At 61.8% G+C, this 21,686-nt stretch carries 16 protein-coding genes; 6 read left to right on the top strand and 10 right to left on the bottom strand.

All coding sequences use genetic code 11. The annotated features are described in order from the left end of the window. Positions 1–111 precede the first annotated feature (111 nt). The 5 genes from AC1D1Z_RS10510 to AC1D1Z_RS10490 all read right to left on the bottom strand — a co-directional run bounded on the left by AC1D1Z_RS10510 (position 112) and on the right by AC1D1Z_RS10490 (position 8,388). The gene (locus AC1D1Z_RS10510) at positions 112–1,896 is read right to left on the bottom strand and encodes an IlvD/Edd family dehydratase (protein WP_477850430.1); all 1,785 of its coding nucleotides are present in this window, start codon (positions 1,894–1,896) and stop codon (positions 112–114) included. Beyond that, positions 1,893–2,804, bottom strand: coding sequence for an NAD(P)-dependent oxidoreductase (locus tag AC1D1Z_RS10505; protein ID WP_130652954.1), 912 nt, complete (start codon positions 2,802–2,804; stop codon positions 1,893–1,895). Before AC1D1Z_RS10505 ends, AC1D1Z_RS10510 begins: the two co-directional genes overlap by 4 nt. Before the next feature lie 215 nt (positions 2,805–3,019). After that, positions 3,020–6,220, bottom strand: a complete 3,201-nt coding sequence (locus AC1D1Z_RS10500; RefSeq protein ID WP_018446903.1) for an efflux RND transporter permease subunit — start codon at positions 6,218–6,220, stop codon at positions 3,020–3,022. 118 nt (positions 6,221–6,338) lie between these two features. Next, positions 6,339–7,529: an efflux RND transporter periplasmic adaptor subunit gene (locus AC1D1Z_RS10495; protein ID WP_018446904.1), complete on the bottom strand. Its 1,191-nt coding sequence runs from the start codon at positions 7,527–7,529 to the stop codon at positions 6,339–6,341. Positions 7,530–7,575: 46 nt separating this feature from the next. Continuing rightward, the gene (locus AC1D1Z_RS10490) at positions 7,576–8,388 is read right to left on the bottom strand and encodes an alpha/beta hydrolase fold domain-containing protein (RefSeq protein ID WP_130652955.1); all 813 of its coding nucleotides are present in this window, start codon (positions 8,386–8,388) and stop codon (positions 7,576–7,578) included. Between the two features lie 164 nt (positions 8,389–8,552). On the opposite strand from AC1D1Z_RS10490, the gene AC1D1Z_RS10485 reads away from it, so the two are divergent. Continuing rightward, positions 8,553–9,464, top strand: coding sequence for a LysR family transcriptional regulator (locus AC1D1Z_RS10485; protein WP_018243330.1), 912 nt, complete (start codon positions 8,553–8,555; stop codon positions 9,462–9,464). A gap of 265 nt (positions 9,465–9,729) precedes the next feature. On the opposite strand, the gene AC1D1Z_RS10480 is transcribed toward AC1D1Z_RS10485, so the two are convergent. Then, positions 9,730–10,632 (bottom strand): SDR family oxidoreductase, encoded by a 903-nt coding sequence (locus AC1D1Z_RS10480; RefSeq protein WP_130652956.1) that lies wholly within the window; start codon positions 10,630–10,632, stop codon positions 9,730–9,732. An 87-nt stretch (positions 10,633–10,719) separates the two neighbouring features. After that, complete coding sequence (locus AC1D1Z_RS10475; RefSeq protein WP_477850425.1) at positions 10,720–11,463, bottom strand: SDR family oxidoreductase; 744 nt, start codon at positions 11,461–11,463, stop codon at positions 10,720–10,722. Between the two features lie 119 nt (positions 11,464–11,582). Between AC1D1Z_RS10475 and AC1D1Z_RS10470 the strand changes: the two genes are divergently transcribed. Genes AC1D1Z_RS10470 through AC1D1Z_RS10460 form a run of 3 tightly spaced genes read left to right on the top strand, consistent with a single transcriptional unit; the run spans position 11,583 to position 13,516 of the window. Then, positions 11,583–12,491: a LysR family transcriptional regulator gene (locus AC1D1Z_RS10470; RefSeq protein ID WP_130652958.1), complete on the top strand. Its 909-nt coding sequence runs from the start codon at positions 11,583–11,585 to the stop codon at positions 12,489–12,491. Positions 12,492–12,530: 39 nt separating this feature from the next. Continuing rightward, the gene (locus AC1D1Z_RS10465; RefSeq protein WP_012758722.1) at positions 12,531–12,845 is read left to right on the top strand and encodes a hypothetical protein; all 315 of its coding nucleotides are present in this window, start codon (positions 12,531–12,533) and stop codon (positions 12,843–12,845) included. A 53-nt stretch (positions 12,846–12,898) separates the two neighbouring features. Further along, positions 12,899–13,516 carry a DNA-3-methyladenine glycosylase gene (locus AC1D1Z_RS10460; protein ID WP_130652959.1) on the top strand — a complete coding sequence of 206 codons (618 nt, stop codon included), beginning with the start codon at positions 12,899–12,901 and terminating at the stop codon, positions 13,514–13,516. A 60-nt stretch (positions 13,517–13,576) separates the two neighbouring features. Here the strand turns inward: AC1D1Z_RS10460 and AC1D1Z_RS10455 are convergent, their stop codons facing one another. The 3 genes from AC1D1Z_RS10455 to AC1D1Z_RS10445 are packed head-to-tail and all read right to left on the bottom strand — an operon-like array spanning position 13,577 to position 16,791. Then, positions 13,577–15,118, bottom strand: a complete 1,542-nt coding sequence (locus AC1D1Z_RS10455) for a DHA2 family efflux MFS transporter permease subunit (protein ID WP_018243336.1) — start codon at positions 15,116–15,118, stop codon at positions 13,577–13,579. Beyond that, positions 15,111–16,334, bottom strand: coding sequence for an HlyD family secretion protein (locus AC1D1Z_RS10450; RefSeq protein WP_130652960.1), 1,224 nt, complete (start codon positions 16,332–16,334; stop codon positions 15,111–15,113). The genes AC1D1Z_RS10455 and AC1D1Z_RS10450 overlap by 8 nt, the downstream gene beginning before the upstream one ends. After that, complete coding sequence (locus AC1D1Z_RS10445) at positions 16,327–16,791, bottom strand: MarR family winged helix-turn-helix transcriptional regulator (protein ID WP_003542422.1); 465 nt, start codon at positions 16,789–16,791, stop codon at positions 16,327–16,329. The genes AC1D1Z_RS10450 and AC1D1Z_RS10445 overlap by 8 nt, the downstream gene beginning before the upstream one ends. Positions 16,792–17,313: 522 nt before the next feature. On the opposite strand from AC1D1Z_RS10445, the gene AC1D1Z_RS10440 reads away from it, so the two are divergent. Together AC1D1Z_RS10440 and AC1D1Z_RS10435 are read left to right on the top strand one after the other, a co-directional pair. Continuing rightward, positions 17,314–18,483, top strand: coding sequence for an efflux RND transporter periplasmic adaptor subunit (locus AC1D1Z_RS10440; RefSeq protein ID WP_447011000.1), 1,170 nt, complete (start codon positions 17,314–17,316; stop codon positions 18,481–18,483). Continuing rightward, complete coding sequence (locus AC1D1Z_RS10435; protein WP_130652961.1) at positions 18,480–21,668, top strand: efflux RND transporter permease subunit; 3,189 nt, start codon at positions 18,480–18,482, stop codon at positions 21,666–21,668. The genes AC1D1Z_RS10440 and AC1D1Z_RS10435 overlap by 4 nt, the downstream gene beginning before the upstream one ends. Positions 21,669–21,686: the final 18 nt, after the last annotated feature.

The following is a 21,686-nucleotide window of genomic DNA, read 5'->3' as shown; positions in this document are numbered from 1 at the left end:
AGCCGGCATTAATGAAGCCTTGTCCTAGTGACCGAACTAGTGACTAGGTGAACTGTTCGTTACGACTTCCCCTTTTGGATCAAGGGGCTCGCAGTCTTTAGCAACTCAAGTTCAATGATTGTGCCGCGGCGGGTTTTTCGCAATCCGACGAAATTCCGTCGCCCCCTCCAGCACCGCGCCGTCCGACAATTGCGTCACCGAGCGGCGATAGATCTGCTGCCACGGCGTCGCATCCGCCGGCACCGGCGGGATGCCGTCGCTCTTGCGCCGTTCGATCTCTGCGTCATCGACCAGCATGTCGCAGCGCCCGTGGTTGAAGTCGATGCGGATGATATCCCCGCTACGAAGCCAGGCGAGGCCGCCGCCGGCGGCACTTTCCGGTGAGGCGTTGAGGATCGAGGGACTGTCGGCCGTGCCCGATTGGCGGCCGTCGCCGATCGTCGGCAGGCTGCGGATGCCGCGCTTCAGGAGATGATCCGGCGGCTGCATATTGACCACCTCAGCCGAACCAGGCCAGCCGATCGGCCCGGCGCCCCGGATAACGAGGATGGTGTTTTCGTCGATGCCGAGTTCGGGATCGTTGATGCGCTTGTGATAGTCCTCGGAACCGTCGAAAACCACCGCTTTGCCCTTGAAGACGCCCTCGTGCCCGGGTTCTTCAAGGTATCGCCGGCGGAAATCCTCCGAGACCACACTCATCTTCATGATCGCGAAATCGAAGAGATTGCCTTTGAGCACGAGGAAGCCCGCCCGCTCCTTCAGCGGCTCAGCGAACGGCTTGATGACCTCGCGGTCGCGCGCTTCCTTGCCCTGTAGGTTCTCGGCTATCGTCCTGCCCGTCACCGTACGACAGTTGCCATCGAGCTTTCCGGCCTGCAGCAGTTCCCACATGATCGCCGGCGTACCGCCGGCGCGATGGAAGCGCTCGCCGAGATAGGCGCCGGCCGGCTGGACATTGGCCAGCAGCGGGATATCGAAACCATGCACCTGCCAGTCGTCGGGATGGAGTTCGACGCCGGCGTGCTTCGCCATCGCGGCCAGATGCGGCTRCGCGTTGGTCGAGCCGCCGATCGCCGAATTGGCGCGGATCGCATTCAGGAAAGCCTCGCGCGTCAGGATATCCGACGGCTTCAGATCCTCGAACACGATTTCGACGGCGCGCCGCCCGGTACGGTAGGCCATCTGGCCGCGTTCGCGGTAAGCGGCCGGAATGGCGCCGCAGCCGGTCAACGAAAGGCCGAGCGCCTCGGCCAGCGCATTCATCGTTGAAGCTGTACCCATCGTATTGCAGTGACCGACGGAAGGCGCAGAATCGAGCGCCGCCTGAAGAAACTCTTCCCGATCGATCTCGCCTGCCGCATATTTCCGCCGCATCCGCCAGATCACCGTGCCGGAGCCCGCCAGCTCTCCCTCATGCCAGCCGTCAAGCATCGGCCCACCGGAGAGCACGATCGCCGGAATATCGACCGTCGAAGCAGCCATGATCGCCGAAGGCGTGGTCTTGTCGCAGCCGGTGGTCAGCACGACACCGTCGAGCGGATAACCGTAGAGGATTTCGACGAGGCCGAGATAGGCTAGATTGCGGTCCAGTGCGGCGGTCGGGCGCTTGCAGTTCTCGAAGATCGGATGCGTCGGAAACTCGATCGGAATGCCGCCGGCATCGCGAATGCCGTCGCGCACGCGCTTGGCAAGCTCGACATGCACCCTGTTGCAGGGCGTGAGATCGCTGCCGCTCTGGGCAATCCCGATGACCGGCTTGCCGGAGCGCAGCTCTTCCGGCGTGATGCCGTAATTCATGAAGCGCTCGAGATAGAGCGCTGCCATGTCGATATGATCGGGATTGTCAAACCAGTCCTGCGAACGCAGGCGCCGCTTCGGCGAATGGCTGTCCGTCACTTCTTTCCTCCCGGCCGGGCATTCTTCTCTTCGAGATGCAGGAGCAGGGCGCTGTGATCCTTTTCGCCATTGCCATTGGCGACGAATTCGCTGAATTCGGCGTGCACCGCCGCCGTCAGCGGCAGCGTCAGCGACAGGGTCTTGGCCGCCTCCATGGCGGCGTTCAGATCCTTCAGCTGATTGCTGGACGAACCGCCTGGAGTAAACTGCCGTTCGACCATGCGCTTGCCGTGCAGCTCCAGGATACGGCTCTCGGCAAAGCCGCCGCGAATGGCGTCTCGGAAGGCCGCCGGCGAGCCGCCGCCCGCTTCGATCAGCATCATCGCTTCGGCGACGGCGCCGATCGTCACCGCGACGATCTGCTGGTTGGCGAGCTTGGCGAGCTGGCCTGCCCCGCTTGGACCGACGCGGGTCACCCGCCCCATCGGGGCAAAGACATCCGCAAGCCGGTCGATCACGCCTTCGTCGCCGCCCGCCATAATCGCCAGCGTACCGGCCTCCGCCCCGACGACGCCGCCCGATACCGGCGCATCGACGTGATCGACGCTGCGGTCGGCAAGCCTCGCCGAATGATCGCGGGCAAAATGCGGGGCAATCGAACTCATGTCGATGACGGTAACGCCAGGCGTCATCGCATCGGCCGCTCCGCGGTCGAACAACACGTCCTTCACTGCCTCGGCGTTGGTCAGCATGGTGATGACGACATCGGCGCCTGCAACGGCATCCGCCGGTGTTTCCGCGCGAACCGCGCCATCTCCCGCAAGCGCCTCGGCCTTGCCGGGATCGCGATTCCAGACGGTGACTGCAAAACCCGCGCCGAGCAGCCGGCGAGCCATCGGCGCTCCCATCAGGCCGGTGCCGAGAAAGGCGATCCGCCTGCCCTCATCACCTTTTCTCGAACCTGTCATTCAGTCCTCCCAACTGTTGTCCGTCTTTGATAGTCCCCTCGCCCACAGTTGCAAACCGTTTTGACGGACGTAACGCATTTTTGTGGTGTGTCCTTAGATGCGGATGATGTCGTCCCAAAACCGCGCACAGCATTCGGCATCATGCTCTGAAAACGATACGGGCGAGAACCGAAGTTCCCGCCCGATTTACTCGACAAAGGAAGGTTGAATTCCGTTTATTCCGCCGCGAGCCGGATGACCTCCGCCTCTTCTTCCTTGTGTTCGTCCGGCTTGTGCTGGACGAGCGGACGGTTGCCCGTCAGCCGCCGCAGCAGCACGTAGAAGACAGGCGTCATGAAGATGCCGAAGAAGGTCACGCCGATCATGCCGGAGAAGACCGCGACACCCATGGCCGCGCGCATCTCCGCGCCGGCGCCTGTAGAGACGACGAGCGGCACGACACCCATGATGAAGGCGAGCGAGGTCATGAGGATCGGGCGAAGGCGAAGGCGGCTGGCCTCGATCGCGGCCTCCCGCGGTGTTCTTCCCTCGAACTCCAGTTCGCGGGCGAATTCCACGATAAGGATCGCGTTCTTCGCTGATAGACCGACAAGCACCACGAGACCGATCTGGGTGAAGATGTTGTTGTCTCCACCGGTGAGCCAGACGCCGGTCAGCGCGGCCAGCACGCCCATCGGCACGATCATGATGATCGCAAGCGGCAGCGTCAGGCTTTCATACTGGGCGGCCAGCACCAGGAAGACCAGCAGCAGCGCCAGGGGGAAGACCACGATGCTCGAATTGCCGGCGAGAATTTGCTGATAGGTCAGATCCGTCCATTCGAAGTCGATGCCGGCAGGCAAGGTCTCGTGAAGAATCTTCTCGATTGCCGCCTGCGCCTGGCCGGACGAGAAGCCCGGTGCCGGACCGCCGTTGATGTCGGCAGCGAGGAAGCCGTTGTAGCGGTTCGCACGCTCCGGACCGGTGCTCGGCTCCACCTTCAGGAGGGCCGAAAGCGGGATCATCTCACCCGATGCCGAGCGGACCTTCAACTGGCCGATATCTTCCGGCTGGGCGCGGAATTTCGCATCGGCCTGCACGCGGACGCTGTAGGTGCGGCCGAAAGCGTTGAAGTCGTTCACATAGAGCGAACCGAGGTAGATCTGCAGCGTCTGGAAGACGTCGGTGACGGAAACCCCAAGCTGCTCGGCCTTGGCACGGTCGAGATCGGCATAGAGCTGCGGCACGTTGATCTGGAAGCTGGAGAACAGCCCGGCGAGTTCAGGCGTCTGGTAAGCCTTTGCAAGCACTGCCTTGGTTGCCTCGTCGAGCGCCTGGTTGCCGAGGCCCGCACGATCCTCGATCTGCAGCTTGAAGCCCCCCGTCGTGCCGAGACCATTGACCGGCGGCGGCGGGAACATGGCGATGAAGGCATCCTGGATGACGCCGAACTTCTGGTTCAGCGCCATGGCGATTGCGCCGCCTGAGAGATCAGGCGTCTTCCGCTCCTCGAAGTCCTTCAGCGTCACAAAGACGATGCCGGCATTCGAGGAGTTGGTGAAGCCGTTGATCGACAGGCCCGGAAAGGCGATCGCATTGGCAACACCCGGCTGCGCCAGCGCGATGTCGGTCATGCGCTTGATGACGTCTTCCGTGCGGTCGAGGCTTGCGGCATCCGGCAACTGGGCGAAGCCGATCAGATACTGCTTGTCCTGCGACGGCACGAAGCCGCCGGGAACCGAGCTGAACAGACTGTAGGTCGCACCGACCAGTGCCAGATAGATTACCATGACAATGCTCTTGCGCGACAAGAGACCACCCACGCCCTTGCCGTAGGCATTCGAGCCCGCACCGAAGACACGGTTGAAGCCGCGGAAGAACCAACCGAAGATGGCGTCCATGAACCGCGTCAGCCAGTCCTTCGGCTGATCATGGCCCTTCAGGAGAAGGGCTGCCAACGCCGGAGACAGGGTGAGCGAGTTGAAGGCCGAGATGACGGTCGAGATTGCGATCGTCAGCGCGAACTGGCGATAAAACTGACCCGACAGGCCGGAGATGAAAGCGAGCGGCACGAAGACCGCGACGAGGACCAGCGCGATCGCGACGATCGGACCGGAGACTTCCTTCATCGCCTTGTAGGTGGCAGCCCGTGGCGACAGGCCATGTTCGATATTACGCTCGACGTTTTCGACCACCACGATCGCGTCGTCAACGACGATACCGATCGCGAGCACCAGGCCGAACAGACTGAGCGCGTTGATCGAGAAGCCGAAGACATACATGACTGCGAAGGTGCCGATAATCGATACCGGAACCGCGATCAGCGGGATGATCGAGGCGCGCCACGTCTGCAGGAAAAGGATGACGACGAGGACGACGAGCGCGATGGCTTCGAGCAGCGTGTCGATGACCTTCTCGATCGAGGCCCGCACGAATTTCGTCGTATCGTAGACGATCTCGTACTTGACGCCCTCAGGCATGGCGAGCTGCAGCTGATCCATGGTCGCATTCACATTGTCCGCGATCTCGATCGCGTTCGAACCCGGCGCCTGCAGGACAGCAACGGCGACGGCCGGCTTGCCGTCGAGCAGCGAACGCAGGGTGTAATCCGCAGCACCGAGCTCGATGCGGGCGACATCGCGAAGGCGGGTGATCTCGCCACTGGCGCCCGTCTTGACAATGATGTTGCCAAATTCCTCAGGCGTGCGCAGGCGGCCCTGGGCATTCACGTTGAGCTGCAGATCCACGCCCGGCTGGCTCGGCGACGCGCCGATGATACCGGCGGCGGCCTGAATGTTCTGGGAGCTGATCGCACTGCTGATGTCGCTGGCGGCAAGATTGTGCTCGGCGGCCTTCTGCGGGTCGATCCAGACACGCATGGAATAGTCGCCGGCGCCGAAGACCTGTACCTGACCGACGCCTGCAATGCGGGCGAGACGATCCTTGACGTTCAAGGTCGCGTAGTTGCGAAGATAGGTGATGTCGTGATTGTCCCCGTCGGAGACGAGGTTGACCACCATGATGAAGTTGGGTGAACTCTTGACTGTCGTGATGCCGAGCGCGCGGACTTCCGCCGGCAGGCGCGGTTCGGCCTGCGAAACGCGGTTCTGCACGAGCTGCTGTGCCTTGTCAGGGTCGGTGCCGAGCTTGAAGGTGACGGTGACGTTGAGCACCCCGTCCGATGTCGCCTGGCTGGCCATGTAGAGCATGCCTTCGACGCCGTTGATCTGCTCTTCGAGCGGCGTTGCCACCGTTTCGGCGATGACCGACGGGTTGGCGCCGGGATAGGTGGCGCGCACGACGATCGACGGCGGCACGACCTCCGGATATTCGGAAATCGGCAGCGCGCGCAGGCCGATCAGGCCGGCAACCAGGATGAGGACCGAAAGAACGCCGGCAAAGACCGGGCGGTCGACAAAGAATCTGGAGATGTTCATATCAAAGCCCTCTCCGGGGTGAACATGGATGCAACGTCCCTCTCCGGCGGTTTGGGAGCCGCCGGCGGGTCATATCATTTCGGGTATTGGCCTTCCCCCGGAGGGGAAGGCAAAGTCTTTACTGCGCGGTCGCGACCTTCTCTTCCATCTGAGGTGCGACGACTGCACCTGGACGGATGCGCTGYAGACCGTTGACGACGATCTTTTCGCCGACGTTCAGGCCGCTTTCGACTACACGCTGGCCGTCGGCCAGCGTGCCGAGCTGGACCTGCCGATAGGCGACCTTGTTCTCACCATCGACGACGAAGACGAACTTCTTGTCCTGGTCCGTGCCGACGGCACGGTCGCTGATGACGATCTTGTTCTCGGCCTTCGGCTGGCCCATGCGCACCCGCACGAACTGGCCGGGGATGAGACGCCCGCCCGGATTATCGAAGACGGCGCGCACGCCGATCGTGCCGCTTGATGCATCGACCTCGTTGTCGATCAGTTGCAGCCTGCCCTTGATCGGCGTGCCGCTGTCGGTCAGCGTGCCGACCTCGACCGGGATCTGCTCGACGGCAGGCAGGGCGCTATCCGTCTGCGGAAGCTGGGCAAGCGCGCGCGTCACCATCTCTTCGCTGGCATTGAAGCTCGCATAGATCGGATCGACAGAAACGAGCGTCGTCAGCGCCGGCGAGGTCGAACCGGCCGCGACGAGGTTACCGGCGGTCACCTCGATCTTGCCGATGCGGCCGGAAACCGGAGCCCGCACTTCAGTATAATCGAGATCGAGCTGGGCCGACTGCAGGGCAGCTTGCGCCGAACGCAGCCCCGCCTGAGCCTCGGCCAGCGAACTCTGGCGCTGATCGAGATCGCTCTGGGAGATGGTGCGGTTGTCGGAAAGCCTGCGGCCGCGGTCGAGTTCGGTCTGCGCCAGGCTGACCTTGGCTTCGGCCGAAGCGACCTGGCCTTGCGCCTGCGCCACGCTCGCCTGGTAGGGGGCCGGGTCGATGGTGAAGAGCAGGTCGCCCTGCTTCACCAACGCCCCTTCGCGGAAAGCCACCGACAGGATGGCGCCGGCAACACGGGAACGCACCTGCACACGGTCGACGGCTTCCAGACGGCCGGAGAAATTCTCCCAGGCCGTCACATCGCGCGCCGCAACGACGGCAACCGTCACCGGCACAGCGGGAGCCTGTGCAGGGGCGGAGGCGGCCGTGGCGGTCGTGCTCATCGGCAGTTCGAAAAACAATGCGGCGCCGGAAACGGACGCAACAAGGCCTATGCCGGCGCCCACAAGGGCCCAGCGCTTCTTTCTGGACGTCATCGGTACTCTCCTTGCGGCTCAAGGCCGCCGAAATATCAGGTCTTCTTCAATGCAATTGCGGTTGAACGCTTACGTCCCGAAGGAAGCTTCCGAAATGGCGGCTGACGTTTTCCTGCCAGTCCGGCGCTCCGTCGGATTTCCCACCATAAATCGAGGGCCAGCCCGTCCCGGCGGGAAGGACATGCTGACGCACACCGACGCCGGCCTGTTTCAGGCGGGCACCGTAACCAATTGTCTCGTCGTGCAGAGGATCGTCCTCCGCAGTGAATATCAGCGCCGGCGCGACGCCCGAAATACGCGAACAGAGGCAAGGCGCCGCATAAGGGTGGCAACCGCCGCCGCTCAGATAGTGGCTCCAGCCCTCCGTCCAGCGTTGGCGCATGCCGATGGCTTCGGCCTTGCGGATCGAGGACGTGCCCATGAAGGGATCGAGCAGCGGCGAAATCAGGACCTGGCCGTCGAGCGCGTCCGGCATCTGGTCGCGCGCCTTCAGCGCCACGCCGGCGGCAACATTGCCGCCTGCTTCTTCGCCGGCGACGAAAAGCAGCGACTTGCGGTCGCCAAGACCGGCGCGTTTGTTGGCGAGATAGGTGAAAACGGAGAAGGAGACTTCCAACGCTTGCGGGAATATGTTGCCGGACAGGCTGCTGTAATCGGCAGCAACGACGATCGCGCCGGCCTTGGCGAGACTCATCGCTACCGGCCGGTCGACATTCTTGTCGCTGTCCAGAAATGCGCCGCCATGCAGGTAAAGCACGATCGGCGGACCCTTGCCGTAATCGGCGCCCTGGTAGATGCGTGCGGAAACGGGGCCGATGGCCACCTTGTCCAGCCTCATATCTTTCCATTCCACCGTCATGCTTCCGGTCTCTTTTGCATCGGCCACAAGCAGACAACGCCTGCCGCTTGCATTTTCTACAAAAAAGATATTGTTATTCCAACCAAGGAATAAGAAGCTATATCGCGATAACACTGTTCCAGATTTCGAACAATGGTGCAACGCAAACTGCGGATTTGAAACCGATGGATCAGCTCTCGGCAATGCGCGTCTTCATTCGCGTCGTGGAGACGGGCAATTTCACCCGCGCCGCCGACATGCTCGCCATGCCCAAGGCGACGGTGACCAATCTCATCCAGGGTCTGGAGGCGCATCTGCGCACCAAGCTTTTGAACCGTACCACGCGCCGGGTGATGGTGACCACGGACGGTGCGCTTTATTACGAACGCGCCGCCCAGATTATTTCTGAACTGGAAGAGCTTGATGGCAGCCTCTCCAATTCGCAGAGCCTGCCGAGCGGGCGGCTGCGTGTGGAGATGGCCGGCGCTTTCGCCGATTGGATCGTCGTTCCGGCTCTTTGCGATTTCTATCAGCGTTATCCCGACATCCGTATCGACCTCGGTGTCGGCGACCGCACGGTCGATTATCTTGCGGAAAATGTCGATTGCGCGCTACGGGCCGGCACGCCGGCCGACCAGTCGCTGATTGCGCGGCGCGTCTCCGAAGTCGAGATGATCACCTGTGCTGCGCCGAGCTACATCCAGAAATTCGGCATGCCCGAGCGGCCCGAGGATCTGGAGGCTGATCATTACTCCGTCAACTATTTCCGCGCCCAGAACAACCGGACTCTGCCCTTCGAATTTCGCCGGCACAACGAGGTGATCGAAACCAGTCCGCGTTACATCGCCTCGGTCAACGATAGCCGCACCTATCTGACAGCTGCGCTGACGGGCCTCGGCATCGCGCAGGTGCCGATCTTCATGGCGCGCGAGCCGATGGCAAGGGGCGAACTCGTCCGCGTGCTGCCAGATTGGCGTCGCGATCCGCTACCGCTTTACGTCGTCTACCCCCCGAACCGCCATCTCAGCAACAAGGTGCGCGTCTTCGTCGACTGGCTGGTGAAGCTTCTGGTCGAGGCGAGATTGAACGACGTCTGAGCGCCAAGACAAATACGGCCCGGAAGGCAGGGGAAACCTTCGACGGGCCGCAATGTACAACTTTGAACATCAAGCCTGTCGCACCATAGCAAGGGCGCGGCAGGCTTTGGAGGTCGGAAGAGAGCGGCAGGGAATTCCACTCTCTCGCGATAAAACAGATATACGCACTCCCCGCAGGATTGTAAGGATAAATTCCGCAATCACGTTCACATAATTGCGATAACGGGTCGGCTCCCATGTTCCCGCGCCAGCGGCGGGCGGGATTTCAATTCCTGGCAGCCGGCTTCAGCAGGTCCTCGAGGCCGATGCGGCGGAACAATTCCGCCCGGACACGGTCGGCGACGCCGTTGACGATCTCCGCGCCGTCCGCGGATGGATCGATATGGACGCGGAACGGCCTCGTACCGAACGGCTTGCCGACGACATCGACGATGGCGACGGCTACCGTGCCGGCATCGGCGTCAGCAGGTTCGAGTGCTGCCAGGCCCTGCAGCGCCTGTTCCGGCACACCCTTGTAGGGTCCTTCATTATATTCGGCGGCGCGGGCGGTATCATCCGGCGAACCGGAATGGGCGAAGTGGTTGGTGCCCTTGGTGAAGGCGCCGGGCACGATGATCGAGGTCTCGATGCCCCAGCGGGTAAGCTCGCTGGCATAGGAGACGGCAAGTGAATCCATCGCCGCTTTGGCGGCGAAATAGGGCGAGAGGTAGGGAGGCGTGCCGCCGCGGCTGCTCGACGACGATACCCAGACCAGCAGACCCTTGCCCTGCTTGCGCAGATAGGGGAGTGCCGCGCGGTTGACGCGCTGGGTGGAAAGCACGTTGATGTCGAAGAGCTCGGCGAACTGTTCCGGCGTGAAGGCTTCGGCCGGGCCGAAGGACATATGGCCAGCATTGTGGATGATGACATCGAGGCGGCCCTCATCGGCGATAATCCGGGCGATACCGGATACAACCGAGGCGTCGGAGGCGACATCGAGTTCGACCGAGCGCAGATCGACGTTATTGTCCCTGGCGAATTCAGCCGCATCGGCGACGGCCGGAGCGTTGCGGCCTTCCGTTGCGCGCATGCCGGCATAGACGGTATGGCCGGCCTTGGCGAGGGCGCGGGCGGTAAGAGCGCCGAAACCGCTGGAAGCGCCGGTGATGATAATGACTTGCTTGCTCATGATCCTATTCCTTCTGGGTTCGATTGGGGTTGGTTGAAGTGGAAGCTTGAGATTGGCGGCGGCATCGAGACAGCCGCCAGCCCTTCATCAGATCACGCCGCCATTGGCGCGCAGCGTCTGGCCGTTGATCCAGCCGCCGTCCGGACCGGCAAGAAAGGCAACCGCAGTGGCGATGTCTTCCGGTGTGCCGAGGCGTTCCAGCGGGTTCATCTTCGCCATGCGGGCGATCAGTTCGTCCGACTTGCCGTTGAGGAAGAGGTCGGTGGCCACAGCGCCAGGTGCGATGGCGTTGACCGTGATGTTGCGGCCCCGCATCTCCTTGGCCATGATCGCCGTCAATGTTTCCACGGCAGCCTTGGTGGCAGCGTAAACGCCATAGGTTTCGAGCTTCAGGCCGACGACCGACGTCGAGAAGTTGAYGACCCGGCCGCCGTCACGCAGCCGCTTGGCGGCTTCTCGCAGCGTATTGAAGGTGCCCTTCAGATTGACGCCGATCTGCCGATCGAAATTGGCGTCATCGGCCTCGGCAAGCGAAGAGAGCATCATGATGCCGGCATTGTTGATAAGCACATCGACGCCGCCGAAAGCGGCTTCCGCGGCATCGAACATGCGGCGGACGGCTTCGGCGTCGCTGACATCGGCTTTCGCCGTCAGCGCCTTGCCGCCGGCTTGCTCGATCTCCTGGACCAATTCCTCGGCCGGAGCGGCATTGCCGGAATAGTTGATGACGACGGTGAAACCGTCCTTGGCGAGGCGTCGGGCGACTGCCGCTCCAATGCCGCGGGAAGCACCGGTGACCAGTGCCACCTTGCCGTTTTCTTTGGAAGCCATTGTCCTTCTCCTTCATCATGCGCCGCAGCGCGTTTTCAATGAGGAGAAGATGCACCTGTTCATTCTGCGGATAATCAGGCATTATCCCGCATCACTATCCGGGAATTACGAACAACTAGATGGACAGATTTGATGCCATGCGCGTGTTTTGCCGCGTCGTGGAACGCCGCAGCTTCACGCTTGCCGCCGAAGACACCGGCCTGCCGCGCTCGACCGTCACCGATGCGATAAAGCAGCTCGAAGCCCGCCTCGGCGTGCGTCTGCTCCAGCGCACGACACGCCATGTCAGCCCGACGCTCGACGGCGAAGCCTATTACCAGCGCTGCCTGTCGATCCTTGCCGATATCGAAGATGCCGAAGGCGCTTTCGCCGGCGCCAAGCCGAAGGGCCTGCTGCGCGTCGATGTGCACGGCACGCTCGCCCGGCATTTCGTGCTGCCGAGCCTGCCGTCTTTTCTAGAGACCTATCCCGAGATCGAATTCTACATGAGCGAGGGCGACCGGCTGGTCGATCTGGTGCGCGAAGGCATCGATTGCGTGCTGCGCGTCGGCACGCCGCAAGACAGCGACATGGTCGCCCGGCGCGTTGCCATGCTCGATGAGGTGACACTCGCCTCTCCTGACTATATCGCCACCCATGGCCTGCCGCAGCACCCTGACCGGCTTGACGGCCATCGCATGGTTGGCTTCCGCTCCAGCAGCACCGGCAGCCTGTTGCCGCTCGAATTCATCGTCGACGGCAGGGTGCGTGACATCTCCATTCCCGCCACCGTCGCGGTCAACGCCGCCGAAAGCTATATTTCAGCGGCGAGGATGGGCCTCGGCATGATCCAGATTCCGCGCTATCACGCCGAAAAGGACCTTGCCGCGGGCACGCTGGTCCGCGTGCTGCAGGATTTTCCGCTGACCCCGACGCCGGTTTCCCTGCTCTACCCCCGTAACCGCCAGCTTTCGCCGCGCGTGCGCGTCTTCATCGACTGGCTGGTAAAGGTCTTCGCTCGACAAAATTCCGAAAACGCGCTTCACTAAAATGCGCCTTGCTAATATGAGCGCCCACGGAGAACGGCCATGGCACTCAACGATATCACCGTCTACCAGACGGAAGACGGCTTCGTCGTCGAATTCGGCGGCGAAGGCGAAGACAGCATTGCCGTGACGCTGCGCAGCACGCCTGAGCTGACGTCGGAAAACGCCGTCTTGCGTGCCAAGGCCCTGCTTGCCGCAGCGATCGAACCTGCCCATGGCGACGGCGCGCGCAGCAAGGACCCCGCTTTGCTCGAGGAAGAGCTGGAGGAGGGTCTGGAAGACTCCTTCCCGGCGAGCGACCCGGTCTCGGTGACATCATCCTCGATCCCGATGCGCGATCCGAACGCCGGCCGCTGATCCCTGTCGCGCAAACGGATGAAACGGTTTTGGGATGACGATAAGCGCGTTGAATGTTATCTGCGTCTGATATGACCGATGGTGGAACGATATCAGGTGCGATCGGCACCGGCACGCTCACCGGCGAAAGCCTCAGGAAGTTTTTCGAGCGCGATGCGATCACCGTCTCTCGCGACCTGCTCGGCTGCCATCTGACCGTGGACGGCGTCGGCGGACGCATCACCGAGACCGAAGCTTATTTCCCCGATGACGAGGCTTCGCACAGCTTCCGCGGCCCGACCAAGCGCAACGGCGCCATGTACGGCAAGCCGGGCAACGTCTATATCTACCGCATCTACGGCATGTACTGGTGCCTGAATTTCGTCTGCCATCCGGGCTCGGCTGCACTCATCCGCGCCCTGGAGCCGGAAACGGGAATTCCTGTGATGATCGAGCGGCGCGGCACCGATATACTGACGTCGCTCTGCAGTGGTCCCGGCAAGCTCTGCCAGGCACTCGGCATCGATATCGAGATCAATGACAGGCTGCTCGATCGCCCGCCCTATGCGATCACGCCGTCCGCACCGGTGCCGATCGTCTCGGGCAAACGCATCGGCATCACCAAAAATGCCGAAGCACTATGGCGCTTCGGCATTCCGGGATCGCGTTATCTCAGCAAGCCGTTCCGCTAGAGCATGATGCCGAAAAGCGCGACGCAGTTTTCCGTCCGGAATTGCGGCAACGCCTGGAGTTCATTCCATCACGGCGCTGTGGTCGACGGCAGGTGCTGCCTTCGGTTTGCGTAGCAATAGCACCAGCGGGATGACTGCAAGCGACATCAGCATCAGCAGCTTGAAATCGTCCATATAGGCAATGATCGTCGCTTGCAGCGTGATGACCTCGTTGAGCGAGGCGCGGCCGGCCGCAGTCACCGGGCTGAGCCCCTGCGCAGCCACCGCATTGAAAGCGTGATTGAACGGCGTCACATAGGCCGCGATCGATTCATGATTGCTCTGCGTGTTCTCGACGATCAGCGCCGAGACGATCGAGATGCCGACCGCCGAGCCGATGTTTCGCGACAAGTTGTAGAGACCTGTGCCGTCGCCGCGCATATGGGCGGGCAGCGTGGAAAAAGCGATCGTAGTCAGCGGCACGAACAGAAAGCCGAGACCGGCGCCCTGGATGAAGCCGACCGAAACGATCGTCCATTGCGAGACGTCGGGTGTCCAGCCGGTCATGTCATACATCGCCCATGCGGTGAGCCCCAAGCCGAGCGCCAGCAACGCGCGCGTATCGACCTTGCCGACCAGCCGCCCGACGATGAACATGCAGAGCATGGTGCCGAGCCCGCGCGGCCCCATGACGATGCCGGCGGTGATGACGGGATAGCCCATCAGCGTCTGCAGATAGGGCGTCATCAGCGCCAGTGAGGCGAGATAGGTAATGCCGATCACAAAGATGAAGATCATGCTGATCGAGAAGTTCTGGTCGAGGAACAGCTTCGGGTTCACGAAGGATTTCTCCGCCGTCAGCGTGTGCACGACCAGCAGATAGAAGGCGGCAGCGCAAATCAGCGCCTCGACGACGATCTCGCCCGAGGAGAACCAGTCGAGCTGCTCGCCGCGGTCGAGAAAGAGCTGCAGCGCGGCAATACCGAGGCTCATCATCCCGAAGCCGAACCAGTCCAGTTTGGCGAGCAGATCCCTCTTGGTCTCGGTGACGAAGACGACGATGCCCATGAAGGCGAGCGCGCCGATCGGCACGTTGATATAAAATACCCAGCGCCAGCTGATATTGTCGGTCAGCCAGCCGCCGATGACGGGCCCAAGCACCGGCCCGACCATGACCGAGACGCCGAAAAGGGCCATGGCCGAGCCGCGCTCCTCGACAGTATAGATGTCGAGGAGGATGCCCTGGGAAAGCGGCACCAGCGATGCCCCGAACAGGCCTTGCAGCAGGCGAAAGGCGACGATCTGGTTCAGCGATTGCGCCAGGCCGCAGAGAACGGAGGCCGCCACAAAGCCGGCGATGGCGACGAGCAGCACGCGTTTGCGGCCGAACTTGGCGGCGAGGAAGCCCGACGGCGGCGTCATGATTGCCGCCGCGACGATATAGGAAGTCAGCACCCAGTTGATCTGGTCGGCAGAGGCCGACACGCTGCCCTGGATATAGGGCAGCGCGACGTTGGCGATCGTCGTGTCCAGCGCCTGCATGATGACGGCGAGAATGACGCAAGCCGTGATCGCACCGCGATTGGCAATCGGCGTCGCCGGAGAAGCGGAAGCGTTACTCATGATCCTTGCCCTGAGGCCAACCCAGAAGCTTGTTGACGAAATCAGGCAGGCCGCGGGCATGGCCGGTCTCGACATCGACCACCGTGCTCATGCCGACGCGCAGCGGCGGCTTGCCTTCGGTGTCCTCGATGCTGACGCGCATCGGAATGCGCTGGACGACCTTCACCCAGTTGCCCGTAGTGTTTTGCGCCGGCAGCAGCGAGAAGCTGGAGCCGGAGGCCGGGCTGATGCTCTCAACCTTGCCTTTCCATGTCACGCCAGGATAGGTGTCGATATAGATCTCGGCCGTCTGGCCGGGCTTGACGTAGGTGAGTTCGGTTTCCTTCGGGCTGGCGGCGATCCACAGATGGTCGGTGGCAACAAGTGAGAAGGCCTGCTGCGAAGCCTGCAGGTAGGAACCGACCTGCAGCGCGTTGACATTGGTGACGATGCCGTCGAATGGCGCCTTGACGACGCTGTGGTCGAGTTCGCGCTGGGCATTGTCGACCTGCGACTTGGCCTGCAGGTAGAGCGGGTTTTCCTCGACCGGCTGGTCGGCATTGCCGCCGAGCTGGGCGAGTGTCGTTGCGGCTTCCGCCTTGGCGACGGCAACCTTTTGCTGCGCGGCTTCCAGATTGTGCTTGGCTTCGTCATAGGCCGACTGCGTCGCGCTGCCGTTGTTGACGAGGTTTTGCTGCCGGTCAAACTGATCCTGATAATAGGGCAGGTCGGCTTGCGCCTGGGTGATCTCGGCAAGCGACTGCTGATAGCTGGCCTTGAGATTCATGATCTGGTTGCGCTGCGCGCCGAGCTGCGCCTTGGCGCCATCGAGCGCAATCTTGAAAGAATCCGACCGCAGGCTGAAGAGCACCTGCCCCGCCTTGACGGCCTCGTTCTCATGCACGTTGATCTGGTCGACGATACCCGAGACATCGGTGGTAAGCCCGACCATGTCGGCCTGGATATAGGCGTTGTCCGTCGACATCACCTGGCCGCCATTGACGTAATAATAACCGCCGACGACGAGCGCCACCGGCAGCAAGGCAAACAGGATCGGCCGCGTGAGACTGCGCCGGCGGCGGACCTTGTTGCCGCCAGGCGCAGCCACGGCGGCAGCCGGCGCTGAATTGGATGAAGGCGCTTCGGCTACCGTTTCCTGCTGTTTCTCTTGGTTTTCTTCGACAGGGTTCTTGGCACTGGCGTCGGCAACGACGCGGAGGGGGGATTGATCAGCCATCGTTCGTCTCATTCTCGTCAACCGGGCTCCGGCATGCCTGAACCAGGTTCGTCTTCATTACGGATAGGATGTGGAAAAGCTGCTCGCGCTGCTCGGCCGAGACGCCTTGCAACGCTTCCGCACGGGTGGTGTCGCCGAGCTCGCGCATTTCGGCGAGCAGCGGGTGCGCCTCGTCGCGCATGTAGAGAAGCCAGATGCGTCGGTCGGTCGGGTGCTGGCGGCGCTCGATCAGCCCGCGTTCGGCGAGCTTGTCGAGAATGCGCACCAGCGTGATCGGCTCGACTTCGAGGATTTCGGCAAGGCCACCTTGATGGATGCCTTCGTTATTCGAGAGATAGGCAAGCGTCTGCCATTGCGACCGGGTCAGCCCAAGGCACTTCGCGCGCTGCTCGAACCGCTTGCGCAGCAGCCGTGCGACGTCGTGGAGAAGGAAACCGAGGGTGGGAGTGGCGTTCATGAAAACCTGTGCCGTTATTTATAAGCATACTTATAATATCGGTAGATATATTGAGCATGCGTGTCGCGCAAGGGCATGGACGGCAGATTCAACGGCAGCGGCTAAAATGCCGCAGACCGGTCAAACATATCCTGTGGCTCCTCCCTTTCGCCGTCCGATGCGCCGCGCCGAAGAGATCGATATTTTTCAATTTCTCAGGAGCTCGACTGGGCCGAACTCGCCGCTCTCCCACCCGGCAGAGACGAGATCGTCGAGAGCTGATGCCCCCGTAACGTTTTGATGGATTGCGGAATCGTTACCAATTGGCATTTGCAATTTTTCGCCGCTGCCGTTTATAGTCCAATTCCATAGGGTTACAATTTTTCTGATGTGCATTGCGTGCCGGCCTTCCTTTTCCAAGGGATTGAACGCCGGGGGAATCATGGGGGCAGAGGCCCTCGTTCAAAGCAGCAAGACCTGAACAGCATCACTTCATCTTGAGGTTGGCGGCAGTGAATCGGCCGTCGAGATTGGAGGACCGGTATGACTTACGCGCTTCGGCAGATGGTGGTGCTTGGCTATATTGCCGCATTCATGCCTCTCCCCGCGCTGGCCCAGAGCGCCCCCCCGCCCGTCACCGTCGCCAAGCCGGTCGTTCGCGATGTCGTCGACAGCGACGAATTCATCGGCCGTTTCGAGCCGGTCGACGAAGTCTCCGTTCGCTCGCGCGTCGGTGGTTACCTGCAGGAAATCCATTTCCAGGACGGCGCATTGGTCAAGCAGGGCGACCTGCTCTTCGTTATCGATCAGCGACCGTTCGTAACCGCGCTCAATCAGGCAAAAGCGACACTCGAATCGTCGCAATCCGCCCTGGTCTTTGCCGATGCGCAATATAAACGCGCGCAATCGCTTGCTGCGAGCGGCAGCCAGTCGGCCCAGACGCTGGATGATCGCCGCCGGGAATTCGATTCGGCCGAGGCCAATGTCCGCGGCGCGCAGGCCGCAGCCGATCGCGCCTCTCTCGACATGGAATATACCGAGATCAAGGCGCCGCTCAGCGGCCGCATCGACCGCCGGCTGATCTCGGCCGGCAACCTCGTGCAGACCGACCAGACTGTGTTGACGACGATCGTTTCGCTCGACCCGATCGATTTCTATTTCGACGTCGATGAGCGCCGCCTGCTGAATTTCGCCGACACGGCGCGCAAACTGGGCAAGGATCTCCAGCAGGGCGGCGGCGGACTGGATGTGTCCGTGACGATCTCGGATCCCAGTGCCAAACCATTCAAGGGAAAGCTCGATTTCGCCGAGAACCGAGTCGACAATGAGAGTGGCACCATTCGTCTCCGTGCCCGCTTCCCCAACCCCGATCTCGTCCTTCAGCCCGGCCTCTTCGGTCGCATACAGGTCGAAGCCTCCAACACCTACCAGGCCATTCTCGTCCCCGACGAGGCCATCGGCTCGGACCAGAATGAGCGCGTCGTTTATGTCGTCGGGACAGACGGCACGGTTTCGACCAAGCCGGTGAGACCCGGACCGCGGCTCTACGGCTACCGTGTCATACGCGAGGGCCTTGACGGCACCGAGACGATCATCGTCAATGGCCTTATGCGCGCCCGGCCGGGTGCAAAGATCACGCCTCAGATGACCGAACTGCCGCAGGAGCGGCAGGACACTGCGCCCGAAACCGCCGGCGCGGAGAGCGGACAATGAGATTTGCTCATTTTTTCGTGGACCGGCCGATCTTTGCGGCCGTGATCTCGATCCTTCTTCTCGTCGTCGGCGGCATTGCCTATACGCAATTGCCGGTATCGCAGTATCCGGAGATAGCGCCGCCGACCATCGTCGTGCGCACCTCTTATCCGGGTGCCGACCCGCAGACGATCGCCGATACCGTTTCGACGCCGCTCGAACAACAGATCAACGGCGTCGAAGACATGCTTTACATGTCTTCTTACTCCAGCGCCGACGGCGCGATGTCGCTGACGATCACCTTCAAGCTCGGCACCGATCTCGACAAGGTCCAGGTGCTCGTCCAGAACCGCGTTTCCATCGCCCTTCCCCGTCTTCCCGAGGAAGTCCAGCGGCTTGGCGTGACCACCGACAAAAGCTCGCCGGATCTGATGATGGTGGTGCACCTGCTTTCGCCATCGCACCGCTATGACCAGCTTTACGTCTCGAACTACGCCCGCAACCGCATCCGCGACGTTCTCGTGCGCCTTGACGGCGTCGGCGACGTGCAGATCTTTGGCGAGCGCCAGTATTCGATGCGAATCTGGCTGGATCCGGAAAAGCTCTCCGCTTACGGGATGACATCCGATGACGTCGTCTCCGCGTTGAGAGATCAGAACGTCCAGGTATCAGGCGGCAAGATCGGTGCCCCACCCGTCACCGGCAAGAATGCATTCGAATATACGGTGCGAACGGATGGCCGCTTCTCCGACGTGCGCGAGTTCCGATATGTCATTGTGAAATCGACGACATCGGGGCGGCTCGTGCAGTTGCAGGATGTCGCCCGGATCGAACTCGGCGCACAGGATTACGTCACCAACAGTTATCTCAACAACGATCCCGCAGTTGCTCTCGGCATCTTCGCCCGGCCGGGAACCAACGCCCTGGACACGGCCCATCAAGTCCAGACGCTCATGAAGGACATATCCCAGAATTTCCCGCCGGGTCTGGAATATCGTATCGTCTACGACACGACCGAATTCATCTCGGATTCGATCACCGAGGTCTATAGAACCATTGCAGAAGCGGCCATCCTGGTGGCAATCGTCGTTCTTGTCTTCCTGCAATCCTGGCGAACCGCGATCATTCCGATCATTGCCATCCCGGTATCGCTGATCGGCACCTTCGCCGTCCTGCTCGCCTTTGGCTTCTCGCTCAACATGCTCACCCTGTTCGGTCTCGTACTGGCGATCGGTATCGTAGTCGATGACGCGATCGTGGTGGTGGAAAACGTCGAGCGCAATCTGGCACGCGGCATGACGCCGAAGCAGGCGTCTCACGTCACAATGGACGAAGTCGGAACCGCCGTCGTCGCCATCTCGCTGGTGCTGATCGCCGTGTTCGTGCCGACAGCCTTCATTCCAGGCATCTCTGGCCAGTTCTACAGGCAGTTCGCGGTCACGATCTCCGTCACCACTGCAATTTCCGCATTGAATTCGCTCACACTGTCGCCCGCGCTCGCAGGCATATTGCTGAAAACCCATGACCATGAAACCAAGCGCATGAATGTCGCATCCCGTGTGGGAAGGGGGCTTGCAAACGGCTTCAACCATGGATTCGATCGGCTGAGTTCCGGCTATTCATGGACCGTTCGGCATCTGGTCAGCAGCTGGATTGGGTTGACAGGCGCAATGGTCACCTTCGCCTGCCTGCTCGGAGCGACCTGGTACATTGGCACGAAAGTTCCCGCGGGCTTTATCCCGACCATGGACCAGGGTTACGCCATCATCGTCATACAGCTACCGGACGGCGCCTCGCTCGCACGAACCGATGCCGTCGTCAAACAGGTGGGCGATATCGCCCGCACAGTGCCCGGCGTCGGCAATGCCGTGCAATTTGCCGGCTTCAGCGGGGCGACGTTCACCAATGCCTCGAATGCCGGCGTCGTCTTCGTCCCGTTCAAATCCTTTGCCGAACGTGAAGAAGGCGGGGAGAATGCCAACAAGATCATCGGCGAGCTTTACGGAAAGCTGCAAAGCATCCAGGAAGCCTTCATCATTGCCATCCCGCCGCCATCCGTGCGTGGCGTCGGCAATTCCGGCGGCTTCAAGATGCAGATTTCCGATCTCGAGAACGCCGACATGACGCGCGTGCTCGGCCTCGCCCGGCAGATGATGGGTGCGGCGGCAACGACCGAAGGGCTGACCGGCGTCTTTACGACATTCTCCGATGCAAGCCCGCAATATTTCCTGGCGATCGACCGCGACAAGGCGCGTTTCCTGAATGTGCCGATCCCCAATATCTTCAACGCCCTTTCCATCAATCTCGGCGTCGCCTATGTGAACGATTTCAATGCGTTCGGCCGCGTCTACCAGGTTCGCGCCCAGGCCGACCGGCAATACCGCATGGACCGGGAAGACATCCTTGCTCTGAAAGTCCGGTCGGCGACCGGCGCGCTGGTTCCGCTTGGAACCTTGATGGACATCCAGGATGCCAGCGGCCCGGCGCTTGTCCAGCGCTACAACATGTACGTCTCGGTGCCGCTTCAGGGCAATCCGACGCCGGGCACGTCGACAGGCGATGCCATCGCCAAGATGGAAGCGCTGGCGGCGAAGATCCTGCCGCAGGGGACCACCTTCGAATGGACGGAACTCGCCTATCAGGAGACCCACACCGGCAACACCGCCATTTATATCTTTGCCCTGTCCGTCGTCTTCGTCTTCCTGGCGCTGGCGGCGCAATATGAAAGCTGGGTTCTGCCCCTGGCGATCATTCTCATCGTCCCGCTTGCGGTGCTCGCGGCATTAATCGGGGTCTCTCTGAGGGGAATGGACAACAATGTCCTGACGCAGATCGGCCTGATCGTCTTGATCGGCCTTGCGGCCAAGAACGCCATTCTGATCGTCGAGTTCGCCAGGCAAGCGGAAGACGAGGGGAAGTCGCCGGTGGAGGCGGCTATCGAGGCCAGCCATCTTCGCCTGCGCCCGATCCTGATGACGGCATTCGCCTTCATCTTCGGTGTTCTGCCGCTTGCCATCGCCACCGGCCCCGGCGCCGAAATGCGCCAGTCGCTCGGTACCGCCGTCTTTTCGGGCATGCTCGGTGTGACGATCTTCGGCCTGTTCCTGACGCCAGTCTTCTACGTCGTGCTGCGCGGCTGGCGCCGCAAGCGGCCGGCCACTGTAGAGCCAGCGAAGACAGAGCCGGTCAAGGAAGGGGTCGTCTGAGACGATTCCACCCGGCTG

The organism is Rhizobium sp. P1_E1 (assembly GCF_056406015.1).
The sequence above is the reverse complement of the archived record's forward strand: the minus strand, read 5'-3'. Positions and strand labels throughout refer to the sequence as shown.